The following is a 14191-nucleotide window of genomic DNA, read 5'->3' on the forward strand; positions in this document are numbered from 1 at the left end:
CCTTTCCTGGTGAATATAATAATTCCCTATAATCAGAGGCTGATTTAAATAGAGTAATCATAGAGCAAATAAATAAAGGGATTTATTATGGCAACTAAGATCAACACGTTTAAACATCGTCTAGCAGCGCTGTCTGCAGTGGTAATGGTGTCTTTATCAGCAGCAAACCCTGCATTTGCCAGTGAGGAAAAGCCTGGCGAAGGTGTTACCGTCAAACCAATATTTCCGCCAATCGCTGAAGAACGATTCCGTGGTGAAATTGTGGTTGCGGGTCTAAAAGAGCTTGGATACGAGGTTGAAGAACCGAAAGAGTCTGAATACCCGACTATGATGCTAGCTTTGAGCTACGGGGATGCGGATTTTACTGTACACCTATGGAATAACTTACACGACAACTTTTATCAAAGAGCGGGTGGCGACGACACCATGGTGAAATTGGGTACCATGATGCCAGGCGTGTTACAGGGATACTTGATCGATAAAAAGACCGCAGATAAATATAACATCGATTCTTTGGACGATTTTAAAGACCCAGCGATCGCTAAATTGTTTGACCGCAATGGTGACGGCACCGCTGATTTGACCGGTTGTACACCAGGTTGGGGGTGCGAATTGGTTATCGATCATCATATCGAGGCTTACGGTTTAGAAAAAACAGTAACTCATGATCGCGGGTCATATTTCGCCTTAATGGCAAATACTATTTCACGCTACAACGATGGCGAACCTATCTTTTATTACACTTGGGTACCGCAATGGATTTCTGGTGTTCTCAAAGAAAATCAAGATGTGACTTGGCTTTCGGTTCCGTTTACGAGCCTGCCAAGTGGTAAGAATGATATCAATACAAGTTATCAGGGAAAGAATCTAGGCTTTGCGGTTGATAGTGTTATGACGGTTGCTAACAAAGATTTTGTCGAAGATAACCCAGTTGCGGCTAAGTTTTTATCACTGGTGCAAATTCAGCCGGCTGATGAAAGTAAAGAGAACCTAGCGATGCGAAACGGCGAGAGTACAATTGAAGACATTCAGACTCACGCAGAAGTTTGGATCAGTCAAAACCAGGACAAGTTTAATCAGTGGATCAAATTAGCCAAAGCTGAACAAAAGTAATCTTTAATTAACACTCAATAAAAAAATTACACGGCTTATTATTATTAAATTGGCTTCCATGCGTAGGACTAAAATTAATTTAATAGGCCGTTTTTTAAACATATAAGTTAAATGCGATGCACTTATATTAAAAGGAGATTTTGTTATGAATTTTGAAGGAATATATACGCCGGTTATTACACCTTTTAATGCGGATAATACAATTAATTACGATGCTTATGTTGCTCAGGTAAAATATCTATCTGACTCAGGCGTGCAGGGTGTTGTCGTTGGTGGTACGACAGGCGAGTATTATGTGGAGTCTCTAGAAGAGCGCATCAAATTACTCCAGTTGGCAAAAGAAACCGTTGCAGAAAACGTACATGTTGTATTTGGCACTGGCTCGATTGATCCGGAAGATTCTATCGTTTTGGCAAAAGCCGCTGCAGAAAACAAAGCGGATGCAATTCTCGTTGCAACACCGCCATATTCGTTACCAACGCAACAAGAATTGGCAGAACACGCGCTGAACGTTGACCAAGCTGCAGGTCTGCCAATCATGCTGTATAACTACCCAGATCGCATGGGCGTTAATATGGAAAAAGAGTTTTTCGACATCGTATTTGCTAAGTCGTCTAACTTTATTTCAATCAAAGAAAGCTCGGGTGATATCAACCGCCTACATATGTTGGTTAACGATTACCCTGAATTACAAGTATCTTGCGGTATGGACGACCAAGCACTTGAGTTCTTCGCATGGGGTTGCAAAAGCTGGGTATGTGCAGGGTCAAACTTCCTGCCAACTGAACACTTAGCACTGTACCAATCTTGTGTCGTTGAAAACGACTTCGTTAAAGGACGCAAAGTAATGGCTTCAATGATGCCATTGATGAGTGTTCTAGAGCAGGGCGGTAAATTCATTCAGTGTGTTAAACAAGGTGTTGAAATTGATGGTCGCTTTGCTGGTGAAGTTCGAAAACCACTTAAAGGTTTAAGTGAAGAAGAAAAAGGTCAAATGGCTGACGTAGTAGGGACGCTAAAAGGTGCAATAGCAGCACTTTAATCGATAGGTTTAGAGCAAAGGAGACTGATTATGTCAGAATTATTGAGCCATTTAGAGTATCAAGCGATTGCAAAGCAGTTGCAGGTACCGACACAAAGCTTCATCGATGGTCGTTTCTGTGATTCATCCACTGGCAAGACTTACGCAACCGTAAACCCAGCAACGGGCGAAGAAATTGCTCAGGTAGCGGCTTGTGAAGCGGAAGACGTAGATAAGGCCGTTGCCGCCGCACGCCGTGCTTTTGATAGTGGTGAGTGGAGCCAGCGTCACCCTGCAGAGCGCAAAGAGGTGTTGAAAGCATTCGGTGAGTTGGTGCTCCAGCATGCTGATGAGCTTGCTGTGATGGAATGCATTGATTCAGGTAAACCAATCCAGGACTGCGTGACTATTGATGTTCCTGAGTTTGTAAACACGGTGAACTGGCATGCAGAATCAATTGATAAGATCTATGATCAAACTGCACCAGTAGGTAGCGAGGCGATGGCCATGATCGTTCGTGAACCAATCGGTGTTGTAGGCGCTGTGCTTCCTTGGAACTTCCCAATGTTGATGCTGTCTTGGAAAATTGCTCCTGCGCTAGCCGCCGGTTGTTCAGTTATCGTAAAACCTGCAGAACAGACTTCACTAACATCACTGCGTATTGCCGAGCTAGCGTCACAAGCTGGTATTCCTGATGGTGTATTCAGCGTCGTCACAGGTGGCGGTGCGGAAGTAGGTGAACCATTGGGCCGTCATGCAGACGTTGACATGGTGACCTTCACAGGATCTACTGTTACAGGACGCCGCTTCCTGAATTACTCTTCTGAGTCTAACCTCAAGAAAGTGGTACTAGAGCTTGGTGGTAAGAACCCTTGCGTTGTACTAAATGATGCAACTAACCTCGATAAAGTAGCAGAACATGTATTGTCTGCGGCATTCTGGAATATGGGAGAGAACTGTTCAGCAGCTTCACGTCTCATTGTTCAATCAGAAGTGAAGCCAGCTCTGATGGAAGAAATCTTGGCACAACTAAAATCTTGGAAGATGGGTGATCCGCTCAACCCTGAGAACCAGTTAGGTGCGATGATTGACAAGCGTCAGTTCGATAAAGTTTGCAGCTACTTAGAGCAAGGCAAACAGAAAGGCTATGAAGTATTGGCTGGTGGCAACAGCCAAGATGGTGCTTATATTGAACCAACGATTTTTGAAGGTGTCGACAACCAAGACGCAATTGCTCAAGAAGAAATCTTCGGCCCTGTTTTAGCTGTTATCACCGTTGATAGCGTTGAAGAAGCACTTCGTATTGCGAATGAAACCAGCTACGGACTCGCCGCATCGGTGTTTACTTCTAACAACGGTCAGGCGCTACGCGCAGCAAGAGCAATCAAAGCGGGTACCGTGACAGTGAATTGCTTCGGTGAAGGTGACCTCACCACGCCATTTGGCGGCTACAAGCAATCTGGTTTTGGCGGACGCGATAATTCAGTTCACGCTCATGATCAATACACAGAGCTTAAAACTATTTGGGTTGACCTTACACACGATCTGTAATGATTCTAACTAGGATTATATAGGTTATTAAAATGAAGACTCAGTGGCCAGAAGGCCACTGAGCACAATGCTTGATCAGCAGGCATGCGAGCAGGGAATAACGTATGCAAAAAAACATTAATGTGAAAAAGCTGCCTAAGGACACAGGGTTGGCAGCCTGGAACTCTATTCTTGGTGACCAAACGGTTTATCCGACTGTAGATAAAGATCTTACATATGATTGGGTTATCGTAGGCGCTGGGTTCGCTGGTATGGCGGCTGCACGGAGACTGACACAGTTAGTCGGACGCAACGAGACCATCGCAGTATTAGAAGCAAGTAAATTAGCTCATGGGCCAGCAGGTCGTAACAGCGGTTTTATGATTGATCTACCACATGAACTTAATTCTGAAACTTACTCAGGCGGTATGGAAGCAGACCAGCGTCAGATTAAACTGAATCGATTAGCCATTACGTTTGCCAAACAACTAGCTAACGAAGAGGGGTTTGATAAACAGGTTTTTGATCCATGTGGAAAAGTGACGGCGGCATGTACCAAAAAAGGCATTAATCACCTGAACTCTTATCGTAAGCATTTAGAAGCACTAAATGAATCTTATGAACTACTGAATGCATCACAATTACACGACTTAACTGGCTCCGAGTTTTATCAGCAGGGGTTATATACTCCAGGCGCGGTGATGATTCAGCCTGCTGCATTTATCCGTAATAGTGCCAGGGTTCTGACTAATAGTAGGGTCGATATTTTTGAGAATAGCCCTGTGACATCAATGTCTTTAGGCGACTTGCATACACTGACCACTCCTGGTGGTAAAGTTAAAGCGAAAAGAGTGATTTTGTCTGTGAATGGACATATTCAATCTTTTGGTTTTTTCCCTCGCCAGCTACTACACGTTTTTACCTATGCTTCAATGACCCGTAAGCTTACGCGTGATGAACTAAGCCGTCTCGGAGGCGCAGATGATTGGGGGATCTTGCCTGCGGATCCACTTGGTACGACAGTACGTAAAATTTCTGACTATAAAGGTTCAGGTGATCGTATCATTATTCGCAATCAAGCCACTCTCAATCAGTCTATAGTTACCAGTCAAAGTGACATGAAACGAGCCCAGGAGTTGCAAGATAAAGCATTTAATAATCGTTTCCCAACACTGGATAACGTAGATATGGAATATCGTTGGGGAGGACGACTATGCCTAACTTGGAACTCGGTGCCTGCATTTGGCGAAGTAGAAGATAGAGTGTACTCAGCAGCGTGTCAAAATGGTTTAGGAACCGTAAAAGGAACCTTATCAGGTATGATGGCAGCAGAGCTTGCTGTTTTGGGACACTCACATACACTGAATGACTTTTTAGAATATGACAAACCAAAGAAATTACCGCCAGAGCCTTTTCTAACCTTAGGTGCAAATGCGACTATGCGATGGAAAGAGTGGCAAGCTGGGTTGGAACTTTAATCTTTTGAGTATTTCTGTCTGCTTGTGTCTTCTTTAAGGGTAAATTTAGCAGAGCGAAAGCTCTGCATTTTTTTATGTGACGATCTGTTTATCAACCGTTTTTGTATATTTCTGAGTCATAAACATCGCTTTTTCTATAATTAAGTTGAAAAGTAAAAACAAAAAGGAGTTTTGAGTTTATAAATTTATCTAATTTGATAAATAGTGATTGATATCCAAATTTTTATTATTTGTCTTTATATCAAAGAAGTGAGAAATAAATGCAGTCTACGTCCCCGCGTCTTATTCAGCCAAAAACAGGCTCCTTACCTATCAGGATTGGTTTTATTCTCCAACCTCATTTTTCCTTAATGGCATTTACGGCAGCAATGGATGCTCTTATTACTGCGAATCTTGTGCATGAAACTGAACTATTTCAAATCCAAACATTTGGCATAGATTCGCGTAAGGTACTGAGTGATATAGGCATTGATATAGCGACCGATGCGACCGTACCATCATTAAACCTACATAATAGAGGCACATTAGACTGGGTCTTTGTTTGTGGAGGCTATAGATGTACTACTGAAGCCTCTTCAGCGCTTAGCGACTGTTTAATTTCGCTTAAAAAGCAGAATATAAAACTTGGTAGTTTGTGGAATGGGACGATTGCTTTAGCACATGCTGGTGTCGTTGAAGATAATACGATTTCTGCTGTCCACCCTAACAACCATCCTTACATCAATGATCATTTTCCAGAGATAAAATTATCTACGCATACTTATGAGGTTGATGAAGAGAGCGCTAGTTGTGCTGGGCCAAATAGTGCTATGGAAATGATGCTTGCGATGATAGATTCGCTGTTTAATAAGGAGTTAGTTCGAGCGATTCGAGAGATCTTAAGCTGCGATCAGGCTTCGGAAGGTCGACAGGCTATCTTACGTAGCACAGCAGATAAAGAGCAACCAGACGAAAAAGCGTATCCAGCACCGTTACAGGAAGCAATATCATTAATGGAATCCAATATTGAAGAGCCATTGACGCCAGATGAAATTGCAAGGTTTTCGTCTATGTCGCGAAGACAGTTAGAGAGGCTTTTTCAAACCCATTTGGATATTTCGCCATCACGCTACTACTTAAAATTGCGTCTAGTATTCGCCCATAAAGAGCTAGAAAATAGCAGCCAGTCTATCATCCAAATAGGGCTAAGCTGCGGATTTGTAAGTAGTAGCCACTTTAGCAATTGTTTTAAAGATTACTTTGGATACACTCCAACGAAACTTAGACAACGCTCAAGGCATTGTTGACCGAGTTCGTTGTCGCATAACGTGGCTTTTACCCTAATATCTTCAAGGAAGTCATCGAGATAATGCTAGTGCTGTACTACTGACTGTACTTGCTATAGGTGCTACTTTGTAGAACTCTGTCCTCAACAATCGAGGTAGGTAATTGGCTCACGGAATAGAGCAACCAGTCTCTAAAAGCGGCAAATGCTGCGTTTTGAGTTTTGGTTTCATCGTATACTAAGTAATGACACTTCTCGCGATAGATCAGCTCTTGTTTACCTACCTTTACTAACTTACCCTGCTTGATTAGATCGTCTACCAAGTGGTGCCAACCTAGGCAAATACCCTGATGGTTAAGCGTACTTTGTATCAGTAAGTTGTAGTCATTTGAGGTAAAACTATAGCTTCCTTGCAGTGGTGGCTCATTACCGGATTCTGTCAGCCAAACATCCCAATCAACATGTTCTGCAAGCTGGGCTCGACCATATGGGCTTAGGTTAAGTAGCTTTGAATTAGCCAAATTATTGGTATTCTCACAATCCGCGTGTTGCTTCAAATATTCAGGGCTACATACTGGATAAATGACGTCGTAAAACAGTGGGATGGAGGCATAGCCTTCACGTGGTGTGACTGTCTTGCTAATAAACAGATCGGGATGTGCACCAGGCTCTAAATTTAAAAAGTTGTTTGTGCTGATGACATTTACCTTAACTTCGGGGTGTTGAGCGCAAAATTGAGGTAGGTTTGATGTTAACCAAAGTGCTGAAAAAGCCGGTGAGCAGCAAATAGTCACTTCCTGATGCTGATCGTTGTGCTGATCGATACGTTGTGCTGCCTGGGCAATATTTACAAAAGACAAGTACGCAGCATCATAGAAAATACTGCCTTCTTCAGTTAGCTCTACAGTTCGACCAACTCTATTAAATAATTTAATGCCAAGCGTTGCTTCCAGTTCTCTAATTTGACGACTGATAGCCGCTTGTGTGACGCAAAGTGATTCTGCTGCACTAGTGAAGCTTTGATATTTAGCTGCCGCTACAAACGATCTAATCGCTCTTAGTGACGGCATCTTCATAAGTATTCTGTCAGGTTCTGTATGTTTCGCCATATGCTACTAATTCCAATCCTTGGCTAGTGTTTCGCCATCAACTCCTGAGGCCACCTTTCACGTTTAAAACGTACTAGAAATAGGTGGTCTCGGCGAAACTATATCTACGAACATATAATGCTTTTGTTTCTAGCGCAACAGGACTACCGCTCATTAAGAGAAAATAAAACAATGGGTTGAATGCGTTAATATTTGTGAGAATTCAAAGAACTATTAAGTAAATGATTACTTGCAGTTATGTTTTGCCTCTACGAAAAGTAGTTCGTCCTCAAATAAACATTTATGTAACATCAGTAACGGGTTTGACACATTGGATGTGTTTTAGCATGGGTTCGTAAAAACCATGGGCTAAAAAATCGATTGAAATAATTGAAGAGGGAACGGAGATGAATGATGAACAAGAAATTCTCGCTATAAAAGATGTTTTTAAGATATTTGGCGACAAGCCGGATATCGCGAAACAGATGTTAGATAGTGGGATGGGAAAAGACGAAATCTTTGAGAAAACTGGGCAAACCATCGGCGTTCTGAATGCCAACTTTTCTGTTAAGCGTGGGGAGATCTTCGTCATAATGGGGCTCTCCGGGTCCGGAAAGTCTACCATGGTGCGGCTGCTCAACCGTCTGATCGAACCAACTTCAGGAACCATAACGCTCAACGGTAAAGAAATAACTTGCTTAGGTGACCATGAATTGCTTGATGTGAGACGCAAAGAAATGAGCATGGTATTCCAATCATTCGCACTAATGCCTCATATGACCGTTTTGGAAAATGCGGCGTTTGGTTTAGAAGTCTCTGGAGTTGGAATCAAAGAACGTACAGACCGAGCAATAGAAGCTCTTGCTCAAGTAGGCTTAGCCGGACATGAGAAAAGCTATCCTCATCAACTATCTGGTGGTATGCAACAACGTGTGGGATTAGCCAGAGCCCTAACCAATGACCCAACTATCCTCCTCATGGATGAAGCTTTCTCAGCCCTCGATCCACTTATCCGCTACGAAATGCAAGGCGAACTCATTCGCTTACAGAAAGAGCAGCAACGCACCATTATTTTTATCTCTCACGATTTAGACGAAGCCATTCGCATTGGGGATCGGATCGCCATTATGGAAGGTGGTCGTGTAGTCCAGGTAGGTACGCCAAAAGAATTGATGATGAATCCTGCCGATGACTACGTAGCAACCTTCTTTAAAGGCGTTTCAAACACGAAATTACTCAAGGCAGGCGATATTGCAGACCAACAAAACAGCTGTACGATCAAAGTTAACGGCAAGGTTCATCCATTTGAAAATCTCGGTCAGGAATTTGGCTATTTAGTTGACGATGAGAACAAATTGAAAGGGGTGATATCGCTGGCAAAGGTTAAATCTTCGCCCGCTGAGGATACTAATCAATTACTCAAGTTAGCTGAAAAAGACTACCTATCGGTTCATACAGATACATCATTAGAAGATGTTATGAAACTGGCGACAAGCACATCATATTCACTGCCTGTTATCGCCGAAAACGGTGAGTTCCGTGGGTCTATATCGAAAGACCAATTGCTGAATTCATTAAGCCATTAACAGGGAGAATCTATTATGTTTGATATCAGTATACTTGACCCGTTCCAAGATCTTTCCTTACCCGTTGGCCAGTGGGCAGAAAGCATCCTTCAATATTTCGTACAAAACTTTCGTCCAGTGTTTCAGGCTATTCGATGGCCAATTGACATGGTCCTAGATTTTTCAGAAGACTTTCTTCAGGCGATACCACCTCTTATTGGTATTATTCTATCGTCTTTGCTTGGCTGGCAAATCGCGGGCAAGCGAATGGGGGCATTTTGCTTTGTAACGTTATTTTTCCTTGGCTTAATAGGCGTTTGGTCTGAAGCCATGACGACGTTGTCCTTGGTGCTAACTGCATTATTCTTCTGCGCTATCACTGGCATTCCAATTGGCATTTTGTGTGCACGCAGTGATCGTTTAGAAAAGGTCGTGCGGCCCGTTCTTGATGCGATGCAAACATTACCCGCTTTTGTTTACTTGGTTCCTGTTGTTATGTTGTTTGGGATCGGTAACGTACCTGGAGTATTAGTCACGATTGTTTTTGCATTGCCGCCTCTTGTACGCCTGACTAACCTTGGCATTCGTCAGGTTCCAGAAGATAAAATTGAAGCTGCACGTGCCTTTGGTTGTACGCCGCGTCAGATGCTGTTTAAGGTACAGTTACCGTTATCAACACCAACCATCATGGCCGGTGTGAACCAAACATTAATGTTGTCACTCTCTATGGTGGTGATTGCTTCGATGATTTCGGTTGGTGGTTTAGGGCAAATGGTTTTACGTGGAATCGGACGTCTTGATATGGCGCTTGCAACCACTGGTGGTTTAGGGCTTGTATTACTTGCGATTTATCTTGACCGTCTAACACAAGCCATGGGCGAGCGCTCAAACATTACAAATACGGGTCATTGGTATGAAACAGGGCCGGTGGGTTTATTGGTTCGTGCTTACCGCTCTGTATTTTCAAATCAGCCGGTTAAGTCTGTGCAATAAACATTTTCTAATCAGATGAATACATGCAGAAGCAGGGCCAAACGGTTCTGCTTTTTTCTGTCATTAGCTTGGGTAGATTGGTTGGAATACACTCAAAATTGTCAGTTTAACGCAACCTTAATCATTCCGTTGTTGTTCAGTCACTCAAGTGATCCAAACAGCACTAAATCGTACCTCCTTCAAAATTGGTTTCTTAACCTTGGTGATTCTATCTTGATGTAAAGACGAGTGAATTGTTAGTGTTTTTAACACTCAAACATCAAAAGCAAAACTTTAAAAACCTGGCTTGATGTATAAACGGTTCGAAAAGGAGAGAAATGAACATGAAACGCTTCGAAGGAAAAGTCGTATTGGTCACCGGTGGCCGGACAGGTATTGGCCGCGCGATTGCGATGAGGTTGTCTGACGAAGGCGCCATTGTAATCACGGCTCAAAGACGTAAAGATGAAGGCTTTGAAAGTATCGCTGCAGATTTCTCCGATCCTAACTGCCCGCAAAAGCTTGTTGAGGAAGTGGTGAGCCGCCATGGAAAATTAGACGTGTTGATCAATAATGCAGGCATGATGCAAGAAGCTAGCATCGAAGAGACGACGCTAGAAGACTGGCAGCGCAATATTACTGTTAATTTGACTGCGCCGTTTCTATTAATCCAGGCGGCGTTGCCGTATTTAAGACAAACAAAAGGCAATATTGTTAACACCGGCTCGATAGAAGGTTTAGCCGCGAATCCAAATCATACTGCGTATTGTACAACGAAAGCGGGGATTCACGGATTGACACGAGCAGTCGCTGTAGACGCCGGTAGTGATGGTGTTCGCTGCAATGCAATCGCGCCAGGGTGGATTAATACTGAACTAAACCAAGACATGATTAATAACTCCGCTGATGCCGAGTTATTTGCAGAAACGATCGGTCGCATTCATCCGCTTGGTCGCGCGGGAGAGACCGAAGAAGTCGCATCAATGGTCGCAATGCTCGCCTCTTCCGACGCTAGCTTTATCACAGGACAAATCTTCACCGTTGATGGTGGTCGGATGGCAAAGCTCAGCCTTCCATAACTGCAAGTTGGAATTAGAGAAAGTAGGGTTTACTAGCTGTTCAAAGTGCTTGTGATACTAACCTCTAAAACCCTTCTACGTAACGTAAATCGCTATTGGCCCATTGATTGCTTTAAGTGCAGAAATGGCCATATTGTCCCAATAGCATGCTTATCTGTCCCTATGGACAGTTTTAGCATTCTGGGAGATTCTTATAATGCTCCTATCAAAACAAAACACATAATGATTAACCTGGAGCAAAGTCATGAAAATCACTCAAATTCGCAATGCGACACAAATTATCGATTACGCAGGCAAAACGTTTCTAATCGACCCAATGTTGGCACCAAAGGGTATGTACCCTGGATTTGAAGGGACGGCAAATTCACATTTACGTAACCCAACAGTAGAGTTACCACTTTCTCTAGATGACATCATCAATGTAGACGCAGTTCTGTTGACTCATACTCACCCTGACCATTGGGATGAGACTGCTGTAAATGCAATCCCTAAAGATAAGCTATTGTTTGTACAGCATGAAGGGGATGAGGCGATTGTTCGTGGACAAGGCTTTACCAATGTACAAATTTTCTCAGAAGAGACAGATTTTCACGGTATTTCATTTACTCGTACCGTATGTCAGCACGGTCCTGAAGCGGCTTTTCAGCATGAGCAAATGGCAGAAATTTTGGGTGAAGTAACCGGCGTTATCTTCTCCCATAATGATGAAGAAAAACTGTATGTTGTTGGCGATACGATTTGGATCCCAAGCGTTGAAGAAACAATGAAAAAAGAGCGACCAGGAGTTGTCGTTCTTAATACAGGTTGGGCACATGTACTTGGCTTTGGTCCGATCATCATGGGCAAAGAAGACGTGTTGAAAACGCACCAAGTTCTGCCAGAAGCTAAAATTGTTGCGACACATATGGGTGCAGTGAACCATGTTTTGGTTACTACGCAAGAAATGCGTGATTACGCTCAAGCAAACATGATTAGTGATTTCGTCTTCGTCCCAGAAGATGGCGAGACCGTATCGTTATAAGCTTTATATTAGGGGGTAAGCATGAGCGCAGAAAAAAACATTGAACTGGTCAAATCTTTTTACCAGTCTATTGAGGATAATGATTATGACGCTGTGGCATCTATGTGTCATGAGCAGTTTACTTTTTATTCTCAAGTAGATACACCTTTAAATATTGATGGGTTCCTTGCTCAAGAGAAGGGAAATATGGATGGTTACCCAGGTTTTACTTTTCGCATACATGACATTTTTGCGCATGATGACAAGGTAGCCTGCTACATGATATTTGAAGGCGTTCATTCAGCGCCAATGCATGATATTCAGCCAACTCATAAGAAGGTGCGTTTCTCTTTAATGATGTTATTGACCATTAAAGACGATAAAATCATTGAAAAACGAGCGCACTTTAATGAGTCAGAGATAATGAAACAATTAGAAGTCTAGCGCTTGAGTATATAATTACAGAGTCGTGCATTATCGCGACTCTGTTTCTTACTTTGGAAAGCTTTCATGCACTCATCAGAAAATCACTCGATTCCTTCCGTAGCGGTTATTGTTATTAACCAATTCAGTCCATTTCATATTTCTGTTCCAAGCATTGTTTTTGGGCGTGATACGCTGAATGAAACGTTTTTCGACCTCAAATTTGTCGCGGGGGAGGAAGGTCCGATTTGGTCAGATATCGGGATGGAAATTCACACGGATGAAGATCTGAGCGTATTGGAACATAGTGATATCATCGTTGTACCTTACTGGCGAAGTGTGGATGAGCGCCCTAATCAAAAACTGATTGATGCTTTATGTGATGCGCACGCACGAGGTGCACTCATTGTCGGACTGTGCCTAGGTGGTTACGTGTTGGCATATGCAGGGTTGTTGTCAGGGAGAAGAGCAGCAACGCATTGGGAGTTAGAGCAAGATTTCATCCAGCGCTTTCCTGAAGTTTCACTCGATCCCAACGCACTATATGTTGAAGACCGTGGTGTTATTACTTCTGCTGGCACAGCTGCGGGGATTGATTGCTGTTTGTATGTCTTTCGGAAGTATTACAGCAGTGCGATAGCGAATCGAGTGGCGAGAAGAATGGTGGTACCGCCATACCGAGATGGAGGCCAAGCACAGTTTATTGAGCAACCTATTCCCGTGAGCACTTCCGACGCTCGTATTAATGCTTTAATGGATGAGATTAGAAGGAACATTAGTCACAAGTATACGCTGGATGAACTAGCGGATTCTGTGATGATGACGCGTCGTACTTTTACTCGAAAGTTTCACAAGGCGACGGGGATGGCATTTGGTGAATGGCTGACGTCTGAGCGACTCAACTTAGCTCAAGACCTTCTTGAGTCTACAGACTTATCAATTGACCAAATTGTTGCGAAAACCGGTTTTAGTTCTGTTCTCATTTTCCGTGATAAATTTAAAGAACGCTATGCAGTCACACCTACTCGATGGCGTAAAACGTTCCATCAAACGGTTTAGACTCAGAAAATCACTCACGCATGTTTAGGTTAGAAATCCTTTTTTGATATTGAAAGATAAGCCGCTGTTTTTTCCACCGTATTCAAATTCGGATACAAATCTAACCATTCTTTGGACTGGAATATGCTGCGTTTTCCTTCGTCTCTTTTGAACCAATTTCGCAACAAGAAACTGATTTTTTTTGCGTCACTAATGAAACATTTGTCCATCTGATTATTCGTTAAATCGAACTGGATTATTTGTTTTCTGATGTCCTGATTGAACTTCTCAAATATGTCCATATTTCACCACTGCGAGCTATAGAGTAGGGCAAGCAAAGGGTAATCTATATCCTAGATAGGAACTTTATGATTTGTGACCAGGTTGTGCTCATTTATCAACTGGTTATTTAATGACCCAATATAGGTAGAAGTCATTTTCAAGTTAACATACTGATTTTTCTTTTATACGATGTTCTCAAGCTTTTTAAATAAAACTAAACATGTCTTGACATGGTAGGGGGCGGCGATTCGAGTTCGCCCAGACCCACCAAATTTAGTTCTTCGTGAACAAACACAAAGCCCGCATTCGTGCGGGCTTTGTCGTATCTAGGTTTAACC

General features: G+C 42.8%; 11 protein-coding genes and 1 pseudogene. 11 read left to right on the top strand and 1 reads right to left on the bottom strand.

Going from position 1 to position 14191, the window contains the following annotated elements; translation table 11 throughout:
- The first annotated feature begins 87 nt into the window (after positions 1-87).
- The 5 genes from proX (at position 88) to OO774_RS07815 (ending at position 6428) form a co-directional block, all read left to right on the top strand.
- Positions 88-1113, top strand: coding sequence for a glycine betaine/L-proline ABC transporter substrate-binding protein ProX (gene proX, locus OO774_RS07795; RefSeq protein ID WP_264905970.1), 1026 nt, complete (start codon positions 88-90; stop codon positions 1111-1113).
- A gap of 145 nt (positions 1114-1258) precedes the next feature.
- On the top strand, positions 1259-2155 hold the full coding sequence (locus OO774_RS07800) for a dihydrodipicolinate synthase family protein (protein WP_264905971.1): 897 nt from the start codon (positions 1259-1261) through the stop codon (positions 2153-2155).
- 30 nt (positions 2156-2185) lie between these two features.
- Positions 2186-3685: an aldehyde dehydrogenase gene (locus OO774_RS07805; RefSeq protein ID WP_264905972.1), complete on the top strand. Its 1500-nt coding sequence runs from the start codon at positions 2186-2188 to the stop codon at positions 3683-3685.
- Between the two features lie 104 nt (positions 3686-3789).
- On the top strand, positions 3790-5142 hold the full coding sequence (locus tag OO774_RS07810; protein WP_264905974.1) for an FAD-binding oxidoreductase: 1353 nt from the start codon (positions 3790-3792) through the stop codon (positions 5140-5142).
- Between the two features lie 260 nt (positions 5143-5402).
- The gene (locus OO774_RS07815; RefSeq protein WP_264905975.1) at positions 5403-6428 is read left to right on the top strand and encodes a helix-turn-helix domain-containing protein; all 1026 of its coding nucleotides are present in this window, start codon (positions 5403-5405) and stop codon (positions 6426-6428) included.
- Between the two features lie 76 nt (positions 6429-6504).
- Here OO774_RS07815 and OO774_RS07820 read toward each other — a convergent pair whose 3' ends face one another.
- Complete coding sequence (locus OO774_RS07820; RefSeq protein ID WP_264905977.1) at positions 6505-7515, bottom strand: LysR substrate-binding domain-containing protein; 1011 nt, start codon at positions 7513-7515, stop codon at positions 6505-6507.
- Positions 7516-7901: 386 nt separating this feature from the next.
- Here OO774_RS07820 and OO774_RS07825 point away from each other — a divergent pair, with 386 nt between their 5' ends.
- From OO774_RS07825 to OO774_RS07850, 6 genes and pseudogenes are all read left to right on the top strand, one after another.
- A complete protein-coding gene (locus OO774_RS07825) occupies positions 7902-9080 on the top strand; it encodes a glycine betaine/L-proline ABC transporter ATP-binding protein (RefSeq protein ID WP_264905978.1) in 1179 nt (392 codons plus the stop codon).
- Positions 9081-9113: 33 nt separating this feature from the next.
- Positions 9114-10052 (top strand): annotated as a pseudogene (proW, locus tag OO774_RS07830) (glycine betaine/L-proline ABC transporter permease ProW); the annotation flags it as partial.
- 323 nt (positions 10053-10375) lie between these two features.
- Positions 10376-11110 carry an SDR family oxidoreductase gene (locus OO774_RS07835; RefSeq protein ID WP_264905981.1) on the top strand — a complete coding sequence of 245 codons (735 nt, stop codon included), beginning with the start codon at positions 10376-10378 and terminating at the stop codon, positions 11108-11110.
- A gap of 244 nt (positions 11111-11354) precedes the next feature.
- Positions 11355-12131, top strand: coding sequence for an MBL fold metallo-hydrolase (locus OO774_RS07840; RefSeq protein WP_264905982.1), 777 nt, complete (start codon positions 11355-11357; stop codon positions 12129-12131).
- 21 nt (positions 12132-12152) lie between these two features.
- Complete coding sequence (locus OO774_RS07845) at positions 12153-12554, top strand: ester cyclase (RefSeq protein ID WP_264905983.1); 402 nt, start codon at positions 12153-12155, stop codon at positions 12552-12554.
- Between the two features lie 66 nt (positions 12555-12620).
- Positions 12621-13592, top strand: a complete 972-nt coding sequence (locus OO774_RS07850) for a helix-turn-helix domain-containing protein (RefSeq protein WP_264905984.1) — start codon at positions 12621-12623, stop codon at positions 13590-13592.
- Positions 13593-14191: the final 599 nt, after the last annotated feature.

It is taken from the genome of Vibrio sp. STUT-A11 (genome assembly GCF_026000435.1).
Taxonomy (GTDB): domain Bacteria; phylum Pseudomonadota; class Gammaproteobacteria; order Enterobacterales; family Vibrionaceae; genus Vibrio.